We start from the raw sequence: 26,079 nt of genomic DNA on the forward strand, positions 1-26,079 counted from the left end.
ATAAAGCGCATTAAAAGGGAATTTATCCTGAATCTAACGTTTGTTGACTGAAGTATCATGTTTCTTAACTAATTGAACAGGTAGCTCACTTCACGCTCTCATATAAGCCTGCATACAGTGCATCAAGCAACGTGTGTGTCCTATCACAGCTATATTCCCAGAACATGGCACCCGCAAGTTTTTCACGTTTGACATACTCACATTTATGTGCGATCGAATCTACGTCATCATAGGAAATAAACGTGTCTCCATTAAATAAATATGGTGCTTTGGCCTCATCGTCCCAATGCCGTGTGTAGCCATTCTGATTGATGTAATTAGCAAACAGCTCTGTATATTCTGGACCATAGCCACCCGTTGTGCCCGCCATTTGTAGAAATCCATGGTTCTTATTCGGCACCTGCTTCCACATTCGGGAATAGAACGCCACGCCAATGACGATTTTCTCTCGGGGAACGCCTGCCTGAATGAACATATTCACCGATGCCTCTGTACTGATACGATACAAATCTCCTGTCGTATGAAATAAATTCGTATGATGTCCCGTTAGAATCTGGAAACCGCCACGCATATCGTAGGTCATCAGCTGTATAAAATCCAAATATTTCTGTACTTGATCCATCTCGGTGCCATCAATGTAATACTGATCAGCACCTGCCGCAATTGTAAGCAGGTAATGCCTGCTATCCGCTGTACCTTTCACATCCAGTGCATCTCGAATCGCCTTTAATAGCAGTGTGAAATTGCATTTATCATCCGGCGACGATTTAATATCCGCTTCACTGTAACAAGGATATTCCCAATCCAAATCGATTCCATCGAACGGGAAATCTGTTACCACTTGCACAGCCGACGCTGCAAATTTCTGACGTCCTTCTTCGGTAGAGGCAGCCTCAGAGAATCCCCCATTCCCCCATCCGCCTACGGAGAGTATCAGCGTCAGATTCGGATACATCGCTTTCATCTCTTGTAGCTGGTTCGTGCATTTCAAATGTGCTGTTGTAATTTGATCATCTTTCACATAACCAAATGCAACGTTGAGATGCGTTAACTTCATCAAGTGGTCACCCGATAACTCAGATAGTTTGGAATCACTCACGTAGCCTGCTACAATCATCTTTTGATCCATCCTTTCACAACCTTCTTAAGATTTGAATCGCTTCCTTGCTCGCTGCAATCTTATATCCTGATGACATGTAACGAATCTGATCTTCACGGTCCACAATGATAAGATGCGGGAAGCCCGCTTCACTCGCTTGGGACGATGCAAATAATTCGGGCAATAGATTATTCGTTGAATCACGTACAAACACTGCATTTGCAGGAAGATCTGGATAGTCCTCGGGATGAAACGAAGCTGCACATTGCTTGTCACCAATAATAAGAATGATGGGAGCACCTAGCGCATTGAACTCTTGCTTCAACTCAGCGAGTTCACGAAGTAAATGCTTTGAAGGCTCTCGTTCCGGCTCCAGCCAAGCGACATAGGCGCCCTTTCCACCAATAAGATCTGCGAAAGTCTGTTCTACTCCTGCCCATGAGGTCAGCTGCTTGAGTCGTTCCACCTTGCCGTACACTGGAATTTCCAATGTAGATTGACGATATTTCATGACCAGCTTCGTCTCTTCCCCTTCTGCAATATGGAAATAAGTGAACTTTATAAGCACGATGCCATCCTTTAATCGTACGCCTGTCGTCAGACGGTATGCTCCCTGCTCAACCTCAAGTGGTGTATCATATAGGTCATTTGCGCCATGCGGGTAACATAAGGTTTTATAAAAACCGTTCTCCAGCCGAGCTAATGTGAAATTCTCATAGTATGAAGCCGTTGGTTGGACTGTCCCTGCACCCTGATCACGATGAAGTATGAGCGTGCCGTTCGCTAATTCTATCCCGCCTCCAACAACGCCTTTGGTAAATTGAGCATCCACGAAAATATTATCCACTATAAATTGCGGTTTGGATTCAATGGGATGAATTCGCGCTGGGATTCCTAAACTACGACAAATGGATACGAACATGATATCCAGGGAACTGCGATCGCCTACGCGCAATTCAAAGGTACCCACTGCCGTTCCCTTCCCTTTCAGATTCGGAAGGTCTGTCCATATATCCCACGTTTCATCTATGAATTGAACCAGCTTCGTTGGGTCCTTACGGAACAATGCCACTTCATCCGAAGTGAAAGCTTGTTGGAAAAATGTACGATACGGTGTAATCATCTCGTAGTGAACACGAGGACGCAAAATGTAGGGCACGAACACTTCCTCTGTGAGCTCACCACGTACAGCAAGCGCACCAGCCACATGATCTGTAAGGGTAGGAATAAATGTGTCAATTAAATCCTTTTCATTAATACATTCCAATAACCGTAAAGCCCATTCTCCATACGCGGATGTGGCTGCCTCCAGAAATGCGGCTATCTCTACACTGTTACCACGTGCCTTCTGAAGCACTGTCCATACACGATCTTCCGGGAGACCCAGTGTTTCCCCGAGCTTCCTCGCTGCTTCTTCTGTCACAAAAGTCGCTTCATATTTCGCACGGATTGAGATCCCTTCCTCCAAACGTTCATTATGTCGCTGGATACGAATTTTAGACAGTTCCTCTATTACCTCACCTTCACACGCTGGAGGTGGAACCATTTCATAATCGGCCATCGTTCCTACAGCGGGCTGACTTTCTTGATTCAGTACAAGCTCAACGCATACACAGTCCGCCACTGAAATTTTCACTTCCCCCCAAGTACCACCCTTTGCAGCACGAATCATGAGGTCACCGAGACCTGTTTTGAAAGTTGCTTCTCCTTGAGCATTGGTAGGAAGGATGGCAATCGGGAAAAATTCCGCCATGTTATACACTTGGAACTGTACTTCTGCATCCTGCACAGACTGTCCGAATTCATCTTTCACATGAATCGTAATTGTCCGCGTGGATGCGTAATTTTCCAACACATTAATTTCAGTGAACCACTCATCTGCAAGCGTAATATCTTCTGGACCTTGATAATTAGCGAGAATACGCGTGTTAATTAACATTGCTCTACGCGCTGGAGGTCCAAACCATCCTTGATTAGGACGAGCTTCCGGCTCACAAGCCCCAATAAAATACCATTCACCGTCTGCCCATGCCTCCACCCATGCGTGGTTATCATCACAATGTGCCCAACGTGGCGTATACACTTGACGTGCAGGTATACCTATACTGCGAAGGGCTGCCACAGCTAGTGTGGATTCTTCACCGCAACGACCACGTGCATTTCGAATCATCGATAATGGTGAAATCGTCCGCAAATCACTCCCAATATACGTTGCCACCTCATGACACCAGTAATTTGTCTCCAGAATGGCTTCCGTCATGGACAACTTACTAGTTCGCTCTGCTAATTGTTCATGAAGAATTTGGCGGTGTTCTTCAATGTTTTCGGTATTAACACGGTAGGGCAGTACGAAATGTAAAAATATATGATCCGGGACTTGCCATGGCATATCTCGGCGAATCTTTAGTGTCGTTCGCACATGATTCAAGAAAAGCTCACCATTGTAATCCGCCAAATCATTCACTGGCATATACGCATAGAGATACTTAATTGCAATTATTTCTTCCTCTGTCAAGTCCTGTTCAAAGATTTGAAATAACTGCGTTGCACGTGCCTTGGCCAAACTCTTCTTCTCCTGAAACTTACGTTCAATCTGTTCCATATCTGATTACTCCTTCCAGAGAAACCCGTCCTCGCGAATGTAAAGACGGGACGTCTCATCTGATGTTGATGCAGATATAATAAAAGTTTTAGTCGTCGTTTCAATGTTTGGTTCTATGGTCCATGTATCTTCTTCACACAATGCATTAAAATGGGCTGTGAACATGCCATGTGTTTCGTAATAGTTCCGCTCACGATAATAGAGCTTCCGTAATTCCCATTTGATATGTTCATCCCGAGGGATGTCGAAGTGATATGGACCCGCTTCATTCACGAATACAACATAGCCCCACAGTTCTGGATAATGCATATTTATGACTCCTTGTGGTGACCACACCCAATTATCCTCAGGATAAGGTTTCCCTGTGTCGGGGTTGAGAAGCTTACGATACTTGCCATCGACAACCTCAGTCCGCCATTCAACACGTGAAAAATTAACACGCCAAAATTCCCCAGCGTAAGGTGATCGTCGATCCGTAGCACATTCTTTTAAACTATTCCATGGTATTGCAACTTCAACCGTCCATTTCCGATTGTCAGCGTGCGGGTTATTTAACTCACCTTCGATATGAACAGCCGTCTTCAGCCCTTGGATATCCCAACCGTTAATTGGAGGACCTCCGTCACGATAAGGTTTCACAAGAAGTAAGTCCCATACCGTGTTCAAGGCGTTAATCTCAAACTCGTAATATTGATGGGAATCTCCTGTTGGATCTATAAAGATCTCAAAATCATTATCGTAAAAAATAACGGAGTCACGTTCTGTCAGCATTCCCCAGATCTGATCTTCCATCAGCTCTGCACCAAAGTAAAAATACTCATCATCCCATAGCATTTTTACCCTCGTATCCTTTCCTGGCATCGGACGCAAATCCCCTTCAATATCAACAAACTTTTCTGTCCATGCTGCATGCTGCCAAAAGGGCTTATCTAGCTTCCCATCCAAGACAAGCGACTCCGTCGCTCGTCTACACAGATAATGCTTGGGGGCGTATGAAACAATGTGTGGCTCTGGTACTCCACTTCGATTTACCATACGAATGCTCCTTTATCCGTTAATGTACTTTAGTTGTGAGTTACAACTGCGCCTGAACCGCCGTACATCTCAATTTCTTCATCGAATTCCAATTTAAGTACTGTCACTTGTTCATGCATATCTTCAGGTGTTATCTGAATCCAAGTTGTACCTGGTATGTGGAACCAGGGCACACCACCGTGAATTTCATGGTTGAGCTCCTTGCCTGAGTGAAGCACCGTAATCTTGGTAATGGGATTACACAGCCCTTTGAGGCAAATGTTCTCCTTCGGCGTATCGTAAACGAAGAGATACAAGTTCTTCTTATCCGGAGACAATGTACTGCCACCCAGATAGTAGCGTGTCATAATACCCTCTTGTGTTCCATAGATGGCTTCTTCATGTGTACGTATCCAATCACCTAATCCGAGCAAGATCGCTTCCTGCCTAGGATCAATCGTTCCATCTTCCATGGGCCCAATATCTAACAGCATATTACCGCCCATGCTGATACAGTCACAGAACATTCGGATCATTTGATTCAATGATTTATAATTGTGGTCTGTATGCACATAACCCCATGACGTATTTATCGTCGTACAGAATTCCCACGGACCTTCCGGACGCGTAATGGGAAGACCTTGCTCAGGAGTCTTATAATCCCCATACCCTTGCAAACGTGAGTTTATAATAAGATCAGGATTAAATGATTTTAAATAATCTTTGAATGCTGGTAATCCCCACTGCTCTGCGCTTCGTTCCCAATCTCCATCGAACCATAACAGATCAACCTGACCATAATCCGTTAACACTTCTCCTAGTTGATTACGGTTAAATGCCAGAAATCTCTCCCATCGCTCTGGATCTTGGACACCATCCATCGGACTTGAATAACGATTTATCTGTCTCAAGTCATCTGGTACGACACCATTCTCATAGACTGAAGGATAATCAGGATGAGACCAGTCAATGAGGGAGTAATACATCCCTACGCGAAGACCCTGATCTCGAATCGCCTCAGACCACTCCTTAATAATATCTCTCTTGGCAGGTGTCGCCTTCATAACGCTCAAATCACTGAATTTCGTATCAAATAATGCAACTCCGTCATGATGTTTCGTTGTAAGAACAGAATACTTAGCTCCTGACTTCGCAATCAGATCTGCCCAATACTTCGCATCAAATTTAGAGGCCGTAAAACCATTCAATTGCTTCATATAGTCCTCATAAGACATTCTCCCGTTATAGAAAGACCATGATTCTACAACTCCTTGTACCGCATAAATTCCATAGTGAATGAAAATTCCTAGCTTTGCATCAGTGAACCATTGTTGCATCTGCTCTTCCTCCCATAGTTCAACTCGTTATTTTATGCGAAATACATGTGCAATTGGGGCAATTCCCGTAAGCTCGCTCTCTGGTAAATGAACGATCAATCCAGTTGTTGTTCGTTCGAATGTTAGATTCTCTTGTCCGCCAACAAGATCTATTTGCGTCACAGCCTGCTCGAGTGAAATACAAATCTCACTGATCATGAGTTCCTGCTCTTTTGAGTACAGATGGATAGCATAGATGACATCGCCTTTTTTCGTGAAATGTGTATTTCCAACGGAGTATGGCGCACATATGCGTGTTCCATAAATCGCCTCACCATGGACTTTGAGCCAACTGCCCATTCCTTTCATCCGATCCATCGCTGCTCTTGACAAGCGGCCATCTGGTTGTGGTGCGACATTAAGTGCCAGGTTACCACCTTTGGCTACAACTTCAACGAGCAAATGAATTAATTGACGTGTCGTCTTGTAATGATCCTCATACCGATAAGAGAACGCAGTCCCCATCGTAATACAGCTTTCCCATGGGATATGCAGGGGACGCGCGGGCAACGTTTGCTCTGGTGTAACGACATTCTCATAAGGTCCGCCAACGGTACGGTCTGCACTTAGTAGCCATGGCTGATGCTGACGTGCCTTCTCCACCACTTCACCCAACCGAATATCCTGTGGATTATTCTTATTCTGTGGACACACCCATCCCGCATCCAACCAGAGCATTTCAATCCGACCATATTTCGTCATCAATTCCATGATCTGATCATGTGTGTACTGTACGAATTGCTCCCATAGCCATGGATAATCTTGTGTTGGATACGAAGGACCTCGATTCATGAACGTCTCCGTCTCCATACCTGGGGCCCAGTATGTTGGTGTGTGCCAATCCGCTTTGGAGAAGTAGGCAGAGATCCCAAGTCCCTTGGCCCGAAAAGCATCAAATACGTTCTTACAAATATCCGCGTACTTATGTGCATGGAAAGGACAATCCTTACCCGTGATGCGATAATCTGTTGTCTGCGTATCCCACATACAGAAGCCATCGTGATGCTTCGTTGTGAAATTTAAATATTTGAAGCCACCTTCTGCAGCAACCTCTGCCCACTTCTCAGGCTCAAAACGGAGCGGATTAAAGGTTTTATTCAGCCCGAAGTATTGCCGCTTCAGCTCCGTCGAATCAACCCCCCAATCAATATCGTCCCGTGACCATTCTCCATCTTTATCACTAAGCGCCCACGATTCAACAAGTCCAAGCTGCGAATAAGGTCCCCAGTGCATCATCAAGCCTAGCTTCTGATCCTTGAACCATTCCAGCTGATCTAATAGCTGCGAATCCTCCGGCTTAACGTACTCCTCCTCTGTGCTGTAATTGTGAACTCCTTCAACAACAATTTGCTCCTCGACAACATTAGCGTCACTCATTTTTGCACGACCTCCATGCAGCTCTGAGGCTGCGATTCTATTGATTTAGTATGATATATTTCCAAAAAAACATTTGACATAAAAATAAATATCCGCTATAAACATCCTATTATGGAATATAAATAAGTATTCAAGCGCCGATCTATATCTTGCTGTATTCATAGCTTGATAGGAACATCTCCATGTATACGCCATAAAAAGGGGGAAAACACTTTGAACTATAACTATTTCAAATCGAAATTGTTTTTGAAATTCACCGGTTCGTATCTACTTATCCTTCTTATTCCGCTTATATTTGTAATCGTTTTCATTTACCGAAATGCTACCGATAATTTACAAAAGGAGATTGAAAATGCTCACTTTAATCAGCTCACCCAAATTAAAACGGTGGTGGATGGACGCATGAATGATTTAAGAGATATGGCGTCACGGATGTCATACGACGCTCGTCTCGCTCATTATCGCATACTGGATCCTTATGAAAGTCGTGACGCCATAGCGGCACTAGATAGCTACAAATCTTCCAATTCCATTGTGGAGGATATATTTCTGTACTATCATCATGACCCTAATATTTATTCCAACCATGGCATGTATAGCCTGGATGTATTTCGTAGCTCCTATCAGTTTGGAAGCTGGAAGAATGATGAACTTGTGACTGCTTTAAACTCGTCCAAATTTCCATCCATTCGACTTACGAACATGCTGAATCAAAATTCACCACTCGAGCAATCTGTATTAACCTATATCCTGCCGATCATTCCCAACACCTCAGATCCATATGCTTCTGTCATGTACCTCATTAAAGAGAAAGAGTTGGCATATCTGATCGATTCCGTTCTCGGTAACTATCGAGGATTAACGTATATTTTTGATAATCATGGACGTGTTTTATCCTATAGTGGCCATGGAGATACAGCTAGCCAACAGGATATCCAACGGTTATCAGAGCTTCCACCCGGCATACATAATCTTTCGATGAACAACGAAGATCATTCGGTTATTTCCGTCACATCGGATGTCAATGGCTGGTCATATGTGACTTTAATGGCGAGTAATCAGTTTTTCAGTAGCGTACTTAATGTTCGGAGCTTCATCATTATTTTATTCATTGTGATCGCCATTGTAGGAACGGCCATCGCTCTATTATTCGCTCGGATGCAATATCTTCCGATTGCTGAGCTCGTTCGCTTCACGAACAAAAAAACAGATACACCGGCCTCTGGAAATGAGCTCGAGTATATACGAACAACATTACAGCAGTATAGCTCCAAGGTTGATCTCCAAGAGCCCTATGCACGCAACCATGTTCTGTCCATGCTATTAAAGCATGGACATGCACAAATGATGACGCATGGAATATTCGATACCTTTCATCTGCACTTCGACCAAAGTCATCATTTTGTCATGATGATGGGCTGGGATGAATTAGAACAGCAGCATCTTCATGCGCGACAAGAAGTACATCGCAAGCTTGCGTTTATTGAATTTCCAGCGCTTGCTACACAAGTATACGGTGTAGAGCTCCCGCAATTGGATCAGCTCGCACTCATTGTGAGCTTACAGCTCGAAGATGATGAGGCACTCGCTGCACAAATCGTTCACATCGTGGATGCGATCCGTGAATATACGTTAGGCATAATGGATATCCACCCGATGATCGGTGTAGGCAAATGTTATGAGAGCCCTCAGCAGCTTAATCAATCCTTTGTTGAGGCTTGCTCCGCCTTCGAATTGCGTAAATCGACCGAGCATGGAACCACCGTGTATTTTGAAAAGCTATCCAGTGCCCATGATCAAACGGTGTTACTCCCTAGTAACGAGCTATTAAAGCTTGCACAAAGCTTGAAGCAGGGCAACTACGAAGTCGCCAAACAAATTATTCACACAGCCATCCATGGCCTTGATAATAAACAACGATCTACCCTGCTGATGCGATGCGTATTGTTCGACCTGCTGAATACCATGCTCAAAACTGCAGTTGAGCTAAAGATGGATAACATGACGCAGTCTGCTTCTCCCCATTTCATGAATGGTCCCGTCCATCTTATAGAGCAGAATTTCTACCGTTTAGCCACTCAGATTTGTACACAGGTAGAGCAGACGCATAAAAAAGAAGAACATTCACTCATGGATCATATCGTTGCTTTTATCGACCAGCACTATGTTGATCATTCACTTAGCCTTGAATCTGTTTCTGCTGCGTTTACGATTTCACCTTCCCATCTCAGTCGTTCATTCAAGGATAAGGTCGGCATCAACTTCGTCCAATATATTTGGCAAAAACGATTAGATAAGGTCAAGGAACAGCTCGTAATAACAAGTGATCCGTTAAAAGATATTATCCAGCGCGTCGGCTACCTCGACACACCAAACTTTATTCGAAAATTCAAAAAGGAAACCGGTTATACCCCGGGCCAGTATCGACAGATGAATAGTAATCATCCCAATACTGAGCCTAACGATACCGTATAATCCTTCCTCGCTTAGGGTTCATCATAACTTCCCGGTCATGCCTAGGATGACCGGGAAGTTTTTCAAAATATGAGAATGTATAAGCTTCACAAATTATTTACTAGCAGCCCATGTATCGTATGCTTGTTGATACGTTGATTCGAGCTTCTCATACCCCATTTTTTTCATTTGAGTGATATATTTGTCCCAATTGGATAATGGCTCTGCGCCTGTAACGAATTTCGCTTCCATTTCCTTCACGTATTTATCCAAATCGGAACGGAGTGTTTTGATTTCCGTCTGTTGGTCTACCGTCAGGAATACCGATGGGAAGGGAGTCTTTGCAATAGGTGTAAGCTTTGTAGCTGTTTCTTTGTCAATCCAGTCATCAAAGCTAGTACGAAGACCTAAAACATAGCTGTTCTCATAGGAACCTGGTGTATTAATCCCGTAGTTTGGCGTGATTGTACCGCGGTATTCTTCACGATCCGTACCATCTGGAACTGGCAGCCATTCTTTCTCGCCTGTTGCTTTATCTTTGTATTTAAATAACGTACCTTCAGGTCCATACGCCCAGAAGGAATACCCTTCTTCGCTAAATTGGTAATCAATCCAGCGCATACTTGCTTCCGGGTTGGGGTTCGTGTTTGAAATCGCGAAACCGCCAATGGTGTTAATACCAGGATGCTTGCCGTATACAGGTGTTCCAGCAATATCACTAGATACAGGCTGCATCATCGGGTTATCTTCACTCGGTTCACCACCAAGCGTGAAGTATGGGAAATAATCGGAGAATAAGGCCACTTGATTGTTTTTCCCTTTTGCTTTCTTCTGCTCATCGGTTTGAGAGAATGTTTCATGATCCAGCAAATTCTCGTTCCATAAGCGATTCAAGAAGGTTAAATATTCTTTGTAGGCTGGTTCAGCTTGTGGAAAGTGTACTTTGTTCTCCTTATCTACGTAGATATCCTCGTTATACATCCCCCAGAATCCGAGGAAGAACATCCGTAAATCATCTAATTTCACAGAGGATAGAGGAACCTCATCGTCTTTACCGTTTCCGTTCGCATCTTCCTCTTTAACCTTCTTCAAATAGTTGTATAGCTCTTCTGTGGTCTGCGGTAATTTGTTTTCCATGCCGAACTTCTTCAAGAACTTCCCGTTATACCACATCGGTCCACGATACCATACCGCAGATGGCTGAATATTGCGTAGTGCATAGATATGTCCATCTGGTGTTGTCATTGATTTGCGAATATCCGGATTTTCATCGAGAATTTTTTTTAAATTAGGTGCGTAGCCCTCATCAATGTATTTTTCTAAAGGCAGCAACAAACCTTGACTTCCGTAGGTAACTTGATCCGATCCTTTTAAATCCGCCGCATAGAAAATATCGGGAAGCGTACCGCTTGCAAATACCAAATTCTTTTTCGTCTCAAAGCTGTCTTGTGGGGCGTTTTGAATCTTTAACTTAATATTCGTCATCTTCTCGTATTCCTGAATAACAGGCATCTTGTTCCAATCCTGACGCCCTACATCCGGTGCCATAATAGAAAGCTCAATCGGATTATCCACGATAGGAAAGCCCGTCTTATGAACCTCTGCGGCTGTGTCTGAGCTTTCTGTGCTTGCCGTCCCCTTATCGTTACTCGATCCACATGCAGTAAAAATAGAGATTGACATGGAAAGACATAACAACATGAGTCCAGTTTTACGATAATTCGTCATACAAAAACCTCCCCTTTTTTACTTGTATCTTAAGATCAACCCTTAACAGAGCCAATCATGACACCTTGCACGAAATAACGTTGCAAGAATGGATAGACAGCAATAATCGGAAGCGTAGATACGATAATGACCCCATACTTCACAAGTGAGGCAATTTCTGCCTTGTTGTTCTGGGCTGCTGCAGCTGTCGCATCGATAATGCCACCTACTTGAGATTGCATTTCCTGAAGAACGAGAATCTGACGAAGCACAAGCTGCAATGGATATTTCGCATCATCATTCAGGTAGATCATGGCGCCGAAATAGCTGTTCCAATGCCCTACCCCGTAGAATAAGGCCATAACTGCGATAATTGGCATCGATAACGGGAGAACAATCCGCAGGAATAATCGAATATTCGTCGCGCCATCGATTTGAGCCGCATCTTGAAGCTCAGCTGGAATGGAGTTCGCGAAGAAGGTACGAGAGACGATAATATTCCAGATTGACGCTGCGCCAGGAAGTACCAGTGCCCACATCGTGTTGACCATGCCTAGCCCTTTTACCAACATGTATGTAGGGACGAGACCGCCTCCAATGAACATCGTTACCATGAACATCCCCATGAAAAACCCACGGCCTACAAAGTCCTTACGACTGAGTGCATATGCCGCTGGCATCGTAACGACCAAGTTAATCGTTGTGCCTAGCAATGTATACAAAATCGTATTTCTATACCCCGTCCAAATCTTCGAGTTCTGAAATACAATCTCATACCCCTTAAAGGTAATTCCTTTTGGAAAGAGCCACATTTCACCGGAAGCAACCATCTTCGGATCACTGATGGATGCGCTAATAATATATAAGATGGGATATGCGACTAACAGCAATGCAATTGCCACATACGTATAGATGCAAATTAGGAATATTCGGTCTCGCTTAGATAGCTTTATACCTGATACCATAAATTCCAACCTCCTTCTACCATAGACTGTTCTCGCTCGTACGGCGGACAATCTGATTCACCGTAATGAGCAGGATGCAATTGACAATGGAGTTAAATAAACCAACAGCTGTTGAGAAGCTATATTGCGCATCGACAAGACCAGATCGATAGACAAAGGTTGAAATCACATCAGAGCTTGACATATTTAACGAATTTTGCAGAAGTAATATTTTCTCAAAACCTACACTTAACAAGCCACCCATATTCAGAATTAATAGAATGGTCATGGTCGGTATAAGCGCTGGTATATTGATGTGGCGAACACGTTGGAAGCGAGAGGCCCCGTCAATGATTGCCGCTTCATGTAAGCCTGGGTCTACACCCGAGAGTGCCGCCAAATAAATAATCGTCCCCCAACCCGCACTCTGCCACACGCCTGAGAATACATACATCGTCTTAAACCAACCAGGGCTTGTCAGAAACTGCGGTGCACTAAAGCCTAAGCTTTCAATGGCATGAATAATCATTCCGTTCGATGGAGACAAGAAGGTAATAATCATCCCCGCCATAACAACGACAGAAATGAAATGAGGTGCATACGTAACGGTCTGAACAAGTCGCTTGAAGAAGCCATCCTTCACTTCGTTAAACGCAAGCGCCAGAATAATTGGGATTGGGAATCCAATGGCTAATTCATACAAGCTAATACTGAGCGTGTTCCACAGCAAATCCCAGAAATAGTACGAGTTAAAAAATCGAATGAAATGATCAAAGCCTACCCATTCACTGCCAAAATAGCCTTTTGACGGAATGTAGTTCTTAAAAGCAATCTGAATCCCATACATCGGTCCATAGCTGAAAATGAGGAAGTAAAAGAATGCGGGTGCGATAAAAATGTAAAGCTCCCAATTCTGACAAATTTTCTTCCATGTCTCGTTTCTGCCCTTACGCTTTTCTTTCGGTGCTGAATTCACAGTTCGCATATGTACGCTTCCTGTTTCATGCATCGCGACATCCCCTCCTTATAGGTAATGATGAGAACATTCTGATCATCGAGTGAGCATCATTATCTATCCAATTGTTATCAATCGCATTAATGCTAGCGCTTACATTTACACTATATAGAATCGAGCAAATCGTAAATATGTCATTCTCGCTTATCAAGAATTTCGTGTTGTACTGCGGGATGATATACGTTTCACCGCTATGTTGATGTTCTATAAGTGTGTCATTCTTGCGCTTTTCGCCCATAATTGCGTTGTAATACAATACCAAAGCTCCTCACAGAGGCAATGTGTATAAATCTCCATAGCACATGTTTTTTTTGCGCATTTAAAGGGAATTCATCCTGAATCTAACGTTTGTTGACTGAAGTATCATGTTTCTTAACTGGAAGCATCTCACTGTACTTTATAAAATTAATTCAGGGAAAGCGGTTACAAATAGCAGCATGTATGAAACACATGAAGGAGCGGATGATATGAGCACTAAAATTGAACGTAGCAAAATTAGAAAGCGCATACACTGGCGAAAGCAAGATTCCGAGTTAACCCTGCTTGCCTTGCCGACATTCATCTGGTATATCTTATTTTCTTTCTTACCGATGTTCGGTATGATTATTGCTTTTAAAAATTTCAAAATCAGCGGCAACTTTATTAGCAACGTAATAAATAGTTCTTGGGTCGGCTTCAAAAACTTTGAATTCTTATTCAAATCAAATGATGCCTGGATCATTCTTCGTAACACGATAGGGTATAACATCATTTTCATTATTCTTGGCATCGTGTTGCCGGTAATGTTCGCCATTATGATCAGCCTGCTGCATAGCCGCAAAGCAAGCAAGGTTTATCAGACCATGATGTTTCTGCCCTACTTTCTGTCATGGGTAGTCGTATCTGCTGTAGGCTGGGCCTTCTTCAGCTTTGATAAAGGCATCCTCAATCAATTTCTTGTGGGTATTGGGCATGATGCTGTGAATTGGTATATGGAACCGCAATATTGGCCCTACATTCTTATCTTTTTAAACATCTGGAAGAGCATAGGTTATGGCATGATTATTTATCTGGCAACCATCACGGGAATCGACAGCACCTATTATGAGGCTGCAGTTATTGATGGAGCTTCAATCTGGCAGCAGACACGCTTCATTACCTTACCCATGCTAAAGCTGGTCATTGTCATGATGTTCATCCTGTCAGTAGGTCGTATTTTCTACACGGATTTCGGACTGTTCTATCAGGTCACACGCGACTCCAACTCCCTCTACAATGTGGCCACAACAGTTGATGTCCTAGTTTATAAACAGCTAAAAACCGCCACCGTAGGAATGGCATCCGCTGCCGCTTTCGTCCAATCGATGCTGGGCTGTATTACAATCCTGAGTGCTAACTGGATCGTTAAAAAAATCGATTCCGACAGTGCAATGATCTAGGAGGAGAGACAATGGCAAAGACACCCACCTATCAATCTGGCTTGGAGAAATTCAACCGCACAAGTAACGGCATCAATGCTTTGTTCACCCTAATTTTTATTCTGCTGGCAATTGCCTGCGTCGTGCCTGTGATCGTCGTGTTATCCATATCGCTTACCGATGAATCCTATATTCGTGAAACAGGATACAGCATTTTCCCAACCGTTCTATCCGGAGATGCTTACTCTTATATCGCCAAGCAAGGAACGATGATTCTGCGTGCGTTAGGTGTATCCCTACTTGTAACTATCGTAGGTACTGTACTTGGCGTGCTGCTCACCACAACAATGGGATATGTCATTTCACGTCCGGCTTACAAGCTCAAGAACTTCCTCACCTGGGTTGTATTCATCCCGATGGTATTTAACGGGGGGCTAGTCTCCAGTTACTTTATCAACACAAATTTCTTGGGATTAAAGAACAGCGTTTGGGCACTCATCCTGCCGCTCGCAGTATCCTCCTTTAACGTTATTATTTGTAAAACCTTTTTCAGGAGCACGATCCCTGATGGCTTAATCGAATCTGCTGAAATTGACGGGGCTAGTCAGTTTCGCACCTTCTTCTCAATCATTCTCCCAATCTCCTTGCCTGTACTAGCTACGATTGGACTGTTCCTCTGCTTCGGTTACTGGAACGACTGGTTTCAATCGATGCTGTATATCGATAATCAGAATCTCTATTCGCTACAAGCGTTACTTAACAGCTTAATGTCCAATGCCGATGCGCTCGCCCGAAACTCAATAAGCATGGGCATCAGCTTTGCTGAGCTTGTCGCAACAATGCCTAAAGAATCTGCCCGTATGGCTGTTGCTATTCTCATCGTGTTGCCTGTTGCCTGCGCGTATCCCTTCTTCCAGAGATACTTCATTACCGGCCTTACCATTGGCGCAGTCAAAGGCTAGTCCCGAAATAAGCCAAGCCAAGCTTGGTTTATGATATATAACCGTACTTTTACTACGGTACTATTCATCATTCAACACTAGGAGGAGTTAAAGTGAAGAACACCCTAAAGTTCGCCTCAACATTGTGTATTCTCGCATTAATGCTGTCCCTGCTTGCTGCATGTGGCAGCTCGAAGCCAGCGGCGCCCACAGCAACCAATGAAAACGAGAGTGGCACAACTGCTACTGATGCACCAACCACCAAGGAAATCCCTACATTGGTATGGTGGCTGATCGGCGGACAGGTTCCTGAGAATTTTAGTAAAGCCGTTGAGCAAATGAACGAATACACCGCTGAGAAAATCGGTGTCAAAGTGGACATCAAAGTGGCTAGCTGGGGAGAATGGGACACAAAAATCAACACCATTGTGAATACAGGTGAACCCTTTGATATGATGTTTACCAACAACACAAAGTACAGTAAGCAGGTCGCTATGGGAGCGTTCGCGGACATTACGGATCTGGTACAAAGTGAGGCCCCTGAACTTTACAAGTCTATCCCTACCAAAGTATGGGATGGTGTGAAAATTGGTGGAAAAACTTTCGCTGTACCGACGTATAAGGATTCTTCATTAACTCAATATTGGGTATTCGATGACAAGCTTGTACAAAAATATAATATCGATTACCAAAACATTAAAACGATGCAAGATTTAGACAAACCATTCCATGATATGAAAGCTGGTGAAGGCAAAAGCTTCTACCCGTTGCAGTTGATCCAAGGCGAAGGCTTCCCAGGCATTTTAAACAATTATGATGATATGACTTTAGGTTTCAATCCTATTGGAGTAAACGTTGAGGATGCTTCCCGGAAAGTCGTGTCCGTGTTTGAACAACCGGAAGTTATGACTAACTTAAAGCTGCTACATCAGTGGTATAAAGATGGTATTGTTAACCCGGATGCACCAACTAAAACTGAAGGCGACAAATACAGAGCATTCTTCTCCGCACAAGCCTTCCCTGGTGCAGAAGCTGGCTGGCAAATCACCGCAGGTATTGACAAATACGTCATGACTCAAATTTTTGGGCCTTTGTATACAACTAGTACAATTCAAGGCTCGATGAATGTAATCTCGGCAAATTCCAAATACAAAGTGGAAGCTATGAAATATTTGCAATTAGTGAATACAGATCCAAAATTACGAAATATGCTTGCATTTGGTGAATTAGGCGTCGACTATAAGAGCATTGACGGAGAGAAATCAATCGAGCGGATCAGTGATACATGGCCTTTGGCAGCATACTCCCAAGGTACCTTCTTCAATCTTGCGGTTACGAAGGGAGCTCCTCTAGATCAGTGGGAACAAGTGAAAAAATTGAACGAACAAGCGGCATCATCTAGCGTATTAGGCTTCGCACTTGATATTGGCGAGTTGCAGACTGAAGTTGCTAACTGCCAAGCTGTATATGATAAATATAGATATGAATTGCTTACAGGCGCTTCTGATCCTGAGAAGGTAATCCCTAAATTGCTGTCTGAGCTGAAAAATGCTGGAATGGACAAAATCATGCAAGTTGCTCAAGAACAAATCAACAATTACTTTAAGTAAAGCTTATCGAACTCACATGGTATATCAGCGCTGATATACCATGTGTTTTCCTTTCGTACTTTAAAATTTATTTGAACTAAAGCTACGCTTCATATATATTTACAGTGAATTACATGCTCTCACAACCATAGCAGCGAGAGACTTTTTCCTCTATATTATGTGTCTGACCTTAGGGGGCATTACAAATGAGGTTTTGGAGGAGTTCTTTTTTTCATATTAAAATATATCGCAATAAATTTTGGGCTTACCTGATCTTCATTGTAACCATCGGGTTAACACTGGGCACTATGACCAGCGTTATTCTTATTAATCAATGGATCGGGAACACACGGATTGAAGCTGCGAATGCCTTTTCCCGTATTGAGAACAACTTTCAGAATGATGCCGATCGGATTGAAGCTTACATGCAAAGATTGTATTCCAATCAGGATCTGATGAAAGACGTCCGTTATTTTATGAGCCCTTCCGTTGAAGGATATCTGACTAAAAGATTGGAGAATAGCCCTTATTCATCACAATCACTGCTCTCTTTTCCTGAGGATACTAAAACATATCTTTACAGCTGGGCCCAGGGAGATATTACTCAAATCAGCGTTCATACCAAGGACTACGGAAATATTATCTATTTTAATAGTTTTGGTATTCCTAGCTTCCAGTTTGGCGTTCCAAATTCTGACGAAATCTTCGATGAAAGTATACAGAAGGGCTTCGTCTCTCGCAAAAAACTAAATCAAAGTGCTACAGAACCAGGGGAAATCCACTTTCAGATCAGTAGCAAGCGAATATTCAGTATCGTAAATAATTATCAACTCGGTAATGCGGCTGTAATCAACCCTTCTACCGGGGAGACATTCATTATTGGTAACAATAAATCCATAATGAAAGAAATCACCCAACAAGCGGTTGCGAATAATAAAAATCATGGCTTTATCGTATATAAAGGATATATTCCCATTTTCTTTGTTACCTTTACATCTACCAAATACAATTATCGATTTATTAGTACAGTAGACTTGGCTGCACTAATAAGTCAGCATAGCACGGTATTGCTCAATATATTTATGATCGTCTTTACCGCTATGATCTGTGTACTCCTGCTCGTAGTCTACAACCTTCGTGATGATTCGCGGTTTCTGCACCGTATTATACAGTCAATCAAACGTGCGAAAACTGCTGACTTCACTCCCAATAAGCCTGCACGTTATCGTATGAATGAATATGGTATGATTGCTCGAGAAGTCGACGATATGATACACCAATTAGACAAATATATTCGAAACGAATACTTGCTTAAATTAAAACAGCAGGAAGCAGAAATGAAAGCGCTTCAACATCAAATCAATCCACATTTTCTTTATAATACCTTGGAGGTTATTCGATCTACTGCATTGGTTCATCAGAATGAGCCTACCGCAGATGCGATTGCAACCTTAGGAGCGTTGTATCGAGAAATTGTTAAGAAAGAAAATATTATTTCAATAGGTAGTGAGCTGGAACTGTTACGAAAATACCTGCAAATTATGGAGTTTAAATATCCTGAGCACTTTTTTTACCAAATTGATGTTGAAGATACTATTCTTGCTCTTTCTACTGTTAAATTCTGGATGCAACCCTTGGCAGAAAACTTCTTCGTCCATGGGTTTAATATAAATAAAGAATTTAATTTATTTATCGTGTCAGGCTGGGAAGATGAAGACTACTATAGACTGGATTTCATTGACAATGGAGTACGAATTGATGAAGAACAGCTAACTGCCATCAGACGGGTCCTTTCAAGTAATAATGACCATGCCACCAATAGCATCGGACTATATAATGTCTATGCCCGGCTACAATTTTTCTATCAAGAGGATTTCTCGATTACCATTGAGAATAATGACGAAGCTGGTGTCAAAATCTCTGTACAGATTTCTAAAAGAGGTGATTAGATATGTACAAACTTTTGATTGTGGATGATGAACCTCAGATTTTGGAAGGTATGAAACGTATTCTGGATTGGGAGCATTACGGATTCAAACAAATAGAAACAAGTGAATCCACTGAAGATGCTGTATTTAAAGCTGTAGATTTAATACCTGACATTGCTATTATCGATGTGTGTATTGGCAAGAATCTAGGGTATGATGCTATCCAAAAGCTAAATGAAGTGAGCCTTCCAACCAAATATATTATTATAAGCGGCTATAGTGACTTTCAATATGCCCAGCAAGCTATTCGTTGCGGAGTAAAGGATTACCTATTAAAGCCTGTGGATCGAATCAAGCTGCAGGAGGTCATTGAAAAAATAATTATCGAAGACTTACATGGCACGATTAGAGATGTGAATGCTGACTCCATGAGTATTGATCCTGTACTTGGAATACATTACGATGCCTTCTCAAAGCTGGTCAATCGTATATTAATTATGATTAAAACAGAATTCGCTCATAATATTTCATTAAAATCCGTTGCTGATCGATTTCAAATGAACAGTACCTATCTTGGACAAATCTTCATTAAAGAAACAAGTATGAAGTTCTCAGAGTATCTAATGAGCTATCGGATGTATCGTGCACAAGAGCTTATCCAAACGACTAATGAGAAAATACACTGGATTGCCCTTTCTGTTGGTTATAACAACCTGAACTATTTTTATACACAATTTCAAAATCATTTTGGTACCTCTCCCTCAAGTTTACGGATGAAAAGTTAAGGCTGGATGTATATTGCAAAGTGATTTAGGGGGCCGTGTCATGAATAGATATAGCTGCTTCATCTGTGGCATTATTCTGCTGTTCATTACATTGTTAACTGGCTGCACCAAGCAGAACTTGAACGCTGCGAACTTTAATGCAGAACCCACGGTAAATCTGATTTATTATACAATCGGTGATCCTGATAAGGATCTGGCCCTTGTTAACAACAAAATTAACGACATATTGATGAAAAAAATTGGAATTACCATAACCTATAATAAAATTGGTTGGCAGGAATATGCTGATCGCATGAACACAATGATCTCCTCTGACAGCCCTTTTGATATTGCTTTTGCTCCGGATTATGCTAAATATGCCAAACGTGGGGTATGGCTGAAGTTAGATGACTATTTCATGAATCTAGCCAAAGAAATGTACCTTGCAATAGACCCCATCTTTTGGAAGGGTGCTGAGATGGATGACGGGTTCATCTACGGCGTCCCCACCAACAAAGAATTGGCTGTACGCGAGAATTGGATGTATCCTGATTCTCTGGTAGAAAAATACAATATTAAAGTTAACCAATATAACACACTGGAATCGCTGGAACCGCTGCTTCGCATGATACAAAAAAATGAACCCGATTATTTGCCCATGGAGCTTGATCGAGACTCACACAATTTTTTTGCTATGTACGGCTACGAATATATAGGGGACAACAGACTCCCATTAATGATCCAATCTCTGGATCCTACTGCTCCTGTGGTCAATATCTTCGAAACCCGTGAAGCCAAACATATATTGGATACGTTAAGACGTTACTATCAATTAGGGTTCATTAATCAAGACGCCGCTTTGCGAGAACCAGGAAGTTTGAAACATGGTGTAAAGGTATTTTGGGAATCTGGTAGTGGCGGTCCACTCTCTGAGAGCGTCTGGAGTAACGATCTGGGGTATAAAATTGTAACCAATCCAGTAACACCCGAGGTGGCAACTACAGAAGCTGTGCGCGGAGGGATGATGGTTGTGAATGCACATACGAAGCATCCTGTGGAGAGCATCAAATTTCTAAACTTATTGAATACCGATCCTGACCTGCGTAACTTATTTCAATATGGCATTGAAGGCGTTCATTATACACTGGATCAGAATGACCAGGTTGTCCTAAGTTCGATAAAAGACAGTCAAGGAAATCCTCTTCCCAAGGCGAACGGTGGCTACACTGGCATACAATACACTCAGGGAAACTGGTTTATCTTAAGTACATTAGGTGGAATTTACCCTGACCCACTAAACAAGTGGGAGCAATTCCGCATCTACAACTCCAAGGTTGTGGAGTCCCAAGTACTGGGCTTTACTCCCGATCTGTCAGAGCTAAATGAGCAAATTGACAACATTGAGATTGTCTGGCGCAAATTTTATCCAAGTCTTATGACAGGCAGTGTCGATGTTGATGCCATTCTCCCCAAATTCAACCATGAACTTCATGAAGCAGGTATTGATAAGGTACGTAAGGAGATCCAGAAGCAATTGGATCTTTGGAGGAAATAGAAAGTCACTGTAAAGAAAAGCCCCCAAGAGAGACACTTTAGATAAAGTGACCTTCTTGGGGGGCTTATATAAGACTAGTGACCCATCATCATCGCTGGATCTACCTCTTCACCGATATTTTCAGCTTGTTGCAGCTTCGGCTTGCGAAGGATGAGGGACATAACAATACCAACACATACGATACAAGCGGTTAGGAGAAACGTATCTCCAAAGCCGGCTACTAAGGCAGTCTGCGGGTTTCCTGTCTTTCCGATTGTTGCCATATGAGTATTTGTATGAGAAGTCAGATAAGCTGTAAGACCTGTTACTGCGAAGGATACGACAACCTGTTGAGCCGCTGAAGTCAACGGTGTCACACGGCTAACCAAATGACGTGGTGCTGAATTTAATACATGTGTATTAAGAGGCATCATGGTTGACCCCATACCTAACCCCATCACACAAACCGCAACAATAACCATCCAAATCGGTGTATCCACGGTTACCGTCGAGAGAATAAACATCGCGGTGGCGATAACACTCAACCCACAGAACGCTAATGGACGAGCTCCAATTTTATCAAACAACCTACCACTAATCGGCATCATAAGACCGGCGCATAACGCTTGCGGCATCACGATCCAACCGGTATGAAGTGCGGTATAACCTTTAATATTCTGTAGATACAAAGGAATCATCAGTGTAGCTCCGAATAATGCCATCTGTACGATCCAAGTAAGAATAATACCGCGAGTGAAATCAGATGATTTAAATACCTTCAGTTCAAGCAAAGGATACTTCTGTCTAAGCTCCACCACAATGAACAGTATTAATGCGATACCACCGATTGTTAAGCCTGTAATAGCACCCGTTGAAGACCAATCTGTTCCACCTTCGCTTACACCATAAGCAAGCATAGCGAACGCAATCGGTGCAAGACACATCCCGAGAATATCAAGATGTGTTGACTTCTGCGGTTCAGTCTTCGGTAAGTATTTCTTACCCAAAATGAAGGCCACAACACCAATAGGCAAATTGATAATAAAGATCCAGTGCCAACTCACATAATCGACAAGATAACCGGATATTACAGGACCAAAAGCTGGCGCCATCAACATTGGGATTCCAAGAACACCCATAATTGAGCCTCGACGTTCGGGTGGAGCTAATTTGAATACCATTGCCATCCCGATCGGTGCAACCATACCTCCGCCTAGACCTTGAATAATACGGAATAAAATTAGTTGTTCAGGTGATTGCGCTAAGCCGCATAGAACAGACCCTAATGTAAACAGCACAATCGTTACAAGGAAAATACGCTTTGATCCAAATTTATCGGTCATCCAACCAGCAAGTGGAATTACGGCGGATAGTGCTAATGTGTACCCCGTTATTGCCCATTGAATTGTCTTTAGATCAGTATGGAAATATTCCACTAGTTTAGGAACTGCATTGTTAACAACTGTACTGTCCAGAATAACCATAATCATACCGACGATTATCGCAAGCAAAGGTGGCAGAATAGCTTTCAGGGAGAACGTGTCCCCTTCCTGCGTAAGGGGTTTTGTTGCAGTATTTGAAGTCATTGTGATACCTCTGCTTTCTAAATTTTGACTGAATATTTGTGAAAATAATGCTCGAAAAACAAATCAATACTTTCCTCAATCGATATAGGAATATCGAGTAGAGACGATTGAATGCAGTTGTTCGGCTGACATTTAGTAACAGGATTCACTTTGGTGAACAGTGACATAATGGCAGCAAACATATGCTGTGTCATCAACAATATGGTCTTTCGATCGGTTACACCCGTCACTTCTGTCATAACTGTGCTTAATTTCTCGAATCCTTGTTGCTTCATAAAATGTACATATTCGGCTACCGATTCAAACAGTGGATCATGGCCAAGAATCCGCTTGAGCAGATCAGGATAATCTTTAAGAAATAAGGCGTACGTCAAAATAAATTGTTTCAGTCGTTCGATTGGCTGATATTCCATAACATCGAATATATCAAACGCCGAGCGGAATGTTTCCAGAATCATCTTCATTGCTTCATGCATAAGTTTTTCTTTCGACCCGAAATAATAATTAATTAGCGCTACATTAGTACCAGCTTCACTAGCAATCTTCCGAATGGTAACACTATCAATCCCTTCGGACTTAATTAAATGCAGCGTTGCGTCTAAAATCTTCTCCTTCGTCATAGAACTCTCCTTAACTCGTCATGCAATTAAACACTGTTTAAAACAATGTTTAATATACCTTGAAAACTTAATGTGCGTCAATGGAAATTTCAGAAAGTATCTTCACTGTTTTCAACAAAGACGGAAACATGCGATGCAGTGCTTTGTTTTGAAGAACAAAAATAACCGGCTGAGAATATATCTCGCCGGCTGATTGTGTTTGTTTGTTTGTTCTCCTAGCCCTTTATCGAACCGATCATAACACCTTTTTCAAAATATTTCTGAATAAACGGATACACAATAAGAATCGGTATAGTAGATACAATAATAACTCCATACTTAACCTGGTCAGCAAATTGCTGAGCATACCCGCCTGCACTGCCGCCCGAGCCTCCGCCTTGGGAGAAAACCTGGTTGGATAACAGAATATCACGCAAAATGATTTGTAACGGCTGCAGGTCATTCGAATGAATGTAGATAAGCCCAGTAAAAAAATCATTCCAATGTGCTACCAGATAATACAGCGCAATGACCGATATGACGGACTTAGATAAAGGGATCGCAATATAGAAGAAAAATTTAAAATGAGTACATCCATCCAATGAAGCGGATTCATAAATTTCTTTAGGTAGTGAAGCTTCAAAGAACGTACGTGCAATAATGAGATTAAACACATTCACTGCAAAGGGAAGAATAAAGACCCACATCGAATTGGTCAGAGATAGATCTTTCATCAGGATATACGTTGGAATTAGTCCACCATTAAAAAATAATGTAAAAACGAAGAAAAACATCAAGAACCGTCGTGCACGGAACTCTTGTCTGGATAGTGTATACGCTGCCGGGATCGTAAGAAGCAGATTAAACAATGTTCCCAAAACTGTATAAATAACGGTATTCTTGTAGCCTATCCAAATACGCATATCCTGAAAAATTTGCTCGTAGCCAAAGAAACTGATTCCTCTAGGAAATAGAGTAACCTTGCCTGTGGAGACCAATGTCTGGTCACTGACAGAAGCAATAATAACAAAGTACAAGGGATAAGCGACGATCAGGAAAATTAGAACACATAAGATAATGATCGAAATATCAAATAGAATCTCACCCGTGCTGCGCTTGTGATTAGTTGTCGCCTGCATAAGCATCACCTTTCGATGTTCGTTCCATTTACCAGAGGCTAATATCTGAGTTGCGTTTGGAAATCCAGTTCATGGTAACCAGAAAGAAAAAATTGATGACGGTATTAAATAATCCGATGGCTGACGAATAACTGAATTGATTGGAAAGAATACCGATTTTATAAACATAGGTGGAAATGACCTCTGATACGGGAAGGTTCAATGAATTCTGCATCAAGAATACCTTCTCGAATCCGGTTCCCAGTACATTCCCCATACTCAGAATAAATAATATGATAATTGTCGGAACCAAGGCAGGGATATCGATATGCAGAATCATCTTCCATTTGTTCGCTCCGTCAATTTTGGCAGCATCATAGAGACTTGGACTCACTGTTGATAATGCGGCCAGATAAATAATACTGTTCCATCCAGCATGCTGCCATATATCCGAAATCACAAACACCGGGACGAATGAATTCGTGGAGGCGAGCAAATTAATGTCCGTATCGCCAAGCTTGGAGATCAGTTGACCAAGGATTCCTGTATTCGGTGACAGGAGAACATTCAGCAATCCAACCATAACTACAATTGAGATAAAATGAGGCATATATACGATGGTCTGCAGCAGCTTCTTAGTGCGAAACCATTTCACTTGATTCAGTATGAGCGCTAGTATGATCGGTGCTGGAAATCCAAGAACGATTGTTGTGATGCTGATAATCACAGTATTTCTCATCAAATCCCAAAACTGATAGTTATTGATGAATTGTGAGAAATAATGCAGACCGCGCCAGGCGCCACCTGCCAATCCACGCGAGAAATCATAATCCCTGAAGGCAAGCTGAATTCCATACATTGGAATATAGTTGAAGATGATAACTACAACGATCGCCGGAATTATCATAATCCATAATTGATAGTCGCGTTTAAGCTCCATTAGATTTCTTCTATGTTTATTGGGAGTTATTGAGGACATCATAAGCCTCCTTTATAAGGAGACAGCTTCTCTTCATCCTGTAAAGAAAAGCCGTC

General features: G+C 42.3%; 19 protein-coding genes. 7 read left to right on the plus strand and 12 right to left on the minus strand.

Annotation, left to right across the window (positions count from 1 at the left end):
* Window positions 1-85: 85 nt before the first annotated feature.
* From ACFWMP_RS06230 to ACFWMP_RS06250, 5 genes are read right to left on the minus strand one after another with little or no spacing between them, the layout of a single operon-like run.
* Window positions 86-1,129 carry a glycoside hydrolase family 18 protein gene (locus ACFWMP_RS06230; protein WP_379422567.1) on the minus strand — a complete coding sequence of 348 codons (1,044 nt, stop codon included), beginning with the start codon at window positions 1,127-1,129 and terminating at the stop codon, window positions 86-88.
* A gap of 4 nt (window positions 1,130-1,133) precedes the next feature.
* A complete protein-coding gene (locus ACFWMP_RS06235) occupies window positions 1,134-3,701 on the minus strand; it encodes a transglutaminase domain-containing protein (RefSeq protein WP_379422569.1) in 2,568 nt (855 codons plus the stop codon).
* 6 nt (window positions 3,702-3,707) lie between these two features.
* Window positions 3,708-4,736, minus strand: a complete 1,029-nt coding sequence (locus ACFWMP_RS06240) for a carbohydrate-binding family 9-like protein (protein ID WP_379422571.1) — start codon at window positions 4,734-4,736, stop codon at window positions 3,708-3,710.
* A gap of 29 nt (window positions 4,737-4,765) precedes the next feature.
* Window positions 4,766-6,052 carry an alpha-L-fucosidase gene (locus tag ACFWMP_RS06245; protein ID WP_379422573.1) on the minus strand — a complete coding sequence of 429 codons (1,287 nt, stop codon included), beginning with the start codon at window positions 6,050-6,052 and terminating at the stop codon, window positions 4,766-4,768.
* A gap of 27 nt (window positions 6,053-6,079) precedes the next feature.
* Window positions 6,080-7,468: an alpha-L-fucosidase gene (locus ACFWMP_RS06250; RefSeq protein WP_379422575.1), complete on the minus strand. Its 1,389-nt coding sequence runs from the start codon at window positions 7,466-7,468 to the stop codon at window positions 6,080-6,082.
* 213 nt (window positions 7,469-7,681) lie between these two features.
* On the opposite strand from ACFWMP_RS06250, the gene ACFWMP_RS06255 reads away from it, so the two are divergent.
* A complete protein-coding gene (locus ACFWMP_RS06255) occupies window positions 7,682-9,943 on the plus strand; it encodes a helix-turn-helix domain-containing protein (protein WP_379422577.1) in 2,262 nt (753 codons plus the stop codon).
* 93 nt (window positions 9,944-10,036) lie between these two features.
* Here ACFWMP_RS06255 and ACFWMP_RS06260 read toward each other — a convergent pair whose 3' ends face one another.
* From ACFWMP_RS06260 to ACFWMP_RS06270, 3 genes are read right to left on the minus strand one after another with little or no spacing between them, the layout of a single operon-like run.
* Entirely contained in the window at window positions 10,037-11,650 is a 1,614-nt protein-coding gene (locus tag ACFWMP_RS06260) for an extracellular solute-binding protein (RefSeq protein WP_339246331.1), read from the minus strand.
* Between the two features lie 35 nt (window positions 11,651-11,685).
* Window positions 11,686-12,594, minus strand: a complete 909-nt coding sequence (locus ACFWMP_RS06265) for a carbohydrate ABC transporter permease (protein WP_379422579.1) — start codon at window positions 12,592-12,594, stop codon at window positions 11,686-11,688.
* 16 nt (window positions 12,595-12,610) lie between these two features.
* Window positions 12,611-13,558 carry an ABC transporter permease gene (locus tag ACFWMP_RS06270; protein ID WP_379423525.1) on the minus strand — a complete coding sequence of 316 codons (948 nt, stop codon included), beginning with the start codon at window positions 13,556-13,558 and terminating at the stop codon, window positions 12,611-12,613.
* Window positions 13,559-14,055: 497 nt separating this feature from the next.
* Here ACFWMP_RS06270 and ACFWMP_RS06275 point away from each other — a divergent pair, with 497 nt between their 5' ends.
* The 6 genes from ACFWMP_RS06275 (at window position 14,056) to ACFWMP_RS06300 (ending at window position 21,762) form a co-directional block, all read left to right on the plus strand.
* Window positions 14,056-15,006 carry an ABC transporter permease gene (locus ACFWMP_RS06275; protein WP_042193514.1) on the plus strand — a complete coding sequence of 317 codons (951 nt, stop codon included), beginning with the start codon at window positions 14,056-14,058 and terminating at the stop codon, window positions 15,004-15,006.
* Window positions 15,007-15,017: 11 nt separating this feature from the next.
* Complete coding sequence (locus tag ACFWMP_RS06280) at window positions 15,018-15,947, plus strand: carbohydrate ABC transporter permease (protein ID WP_042186269.1); 930 nt, start codon at window positions 15,018-15,020, stop codon at window positions 15,945-15,947.
* A 92-nt stretch (window positions 15,948-16,039) separates the two neighbouring features.
* Complete coding sequence (locus ACFWMP_RS06285) at window positions 16,040-17,536, plus strand: ABC transporter substrate-binding protein (RefSeq protein WP_042186267.1); 1,497 nt, start codon at window positions 16,040-16,042, stop codon at window positions 17,534-17,536.
* A 185-nt stretch (window positions 17,537-17,721) separates the two neighbouring features.
* Window positions 17,722-19,464, plus strand: a complete 1,743-nt coding sequence (locus ACFWMP_RS06290; protein ID WP_156113081.1) for a sensor histidine kinase — start codon at window positions 17,722-17,724, stop codon at window positions 19,462-19,464.
* A 2-nt stretch (window positions 19,465-19,466) separates the two neighbouring features.
* Entirely contained in the window at window positions 19,467-20,228 is a 762-nt protein-coding gene (locus ACFWMP_RS06295; RefSeq protein WP_042186265.1) for a response regulator transcription factor, read from the plus strand.
* A gap of 40 nt (window positions 20,229-20,268) precedes the next feature.
* Complete coding sequence (locus ACFWMP_RS06300; protein WP_379422583.1) at window positions 20,269-21,762, plus strand: ABC transporter substrate-binding protein; 1,494 nt, start codon at window positions 20,269-20,271, stop codon at window positions 21,760-21,762.
* A 74-nt stretch (window positions 21,763-21,836) separates the two neighbouring features.
* Here the strand turns inward: ACFWMP_RS06300 and ACFWMP_RS06305 are convergent, their stop codons facing one another.
* From ACFWMP_RS06305 to ACFWMP_RS06320, 4 genes are all read right to left on the minus strand, one after another.
* A complete protein-coding gene (locus ACFWMP_RS06305) occupies window positions 21,837-23,327 on the minus strand; it encodes an MDR family MFS transporter (RefSeq protein ID WP_042186261.1) in 1,491 nt (496 codons plus the stop codon).
* 17 nt (window positions 23,328-23,344) lie between these two features.
* Window positions 23,345-23,947: a TetR/AcrR family transcriptional regulator gene (locus ACFWMP_RS06310; protein WP_339246319.1), complete on the minus strand. Its 603-nt coding sequence runs from the start codon at window positions 23,945-23,947 to the stop codon at window positions 23,345-23,347.
* Between the two features lie 215 nt (window positions 23,948-24,162).
* Window positions 24,163-25,065, minus strand: coding sequence for a carbohydrate ABC transporter permease (locus ACFWMP_RS06315; protein WP_379422586.1), 903 nt, complete (start codon window positions 25,063-25,065; stop codon window positions 24,163-24,165).
* A 28-nt stretch (window positions 25,066-25,093) separates the two neighbouring features.
* Complete coding sequence (locus tag ACFWMP_RS06320) at window positions 25,094-25,984, minus strand: ABC transporter permease (RefSeq protein WP_231573407.1); 891 nt, start codon at window positions 25,982-25,984, stop codon at window positions 25,094-25,096.
* Window positions 25,985-26,079 lie beyond the last annotated feature (95 nt).

Source organism: Paenibacillus sp. NPDC058367 (genome assembly GCF_042723305.1).
Lineage (GTDB): Bacteria > Bacillota > Bacilli > Paenibacillales > Paenibacillaceae > Paenibacillus_AQ.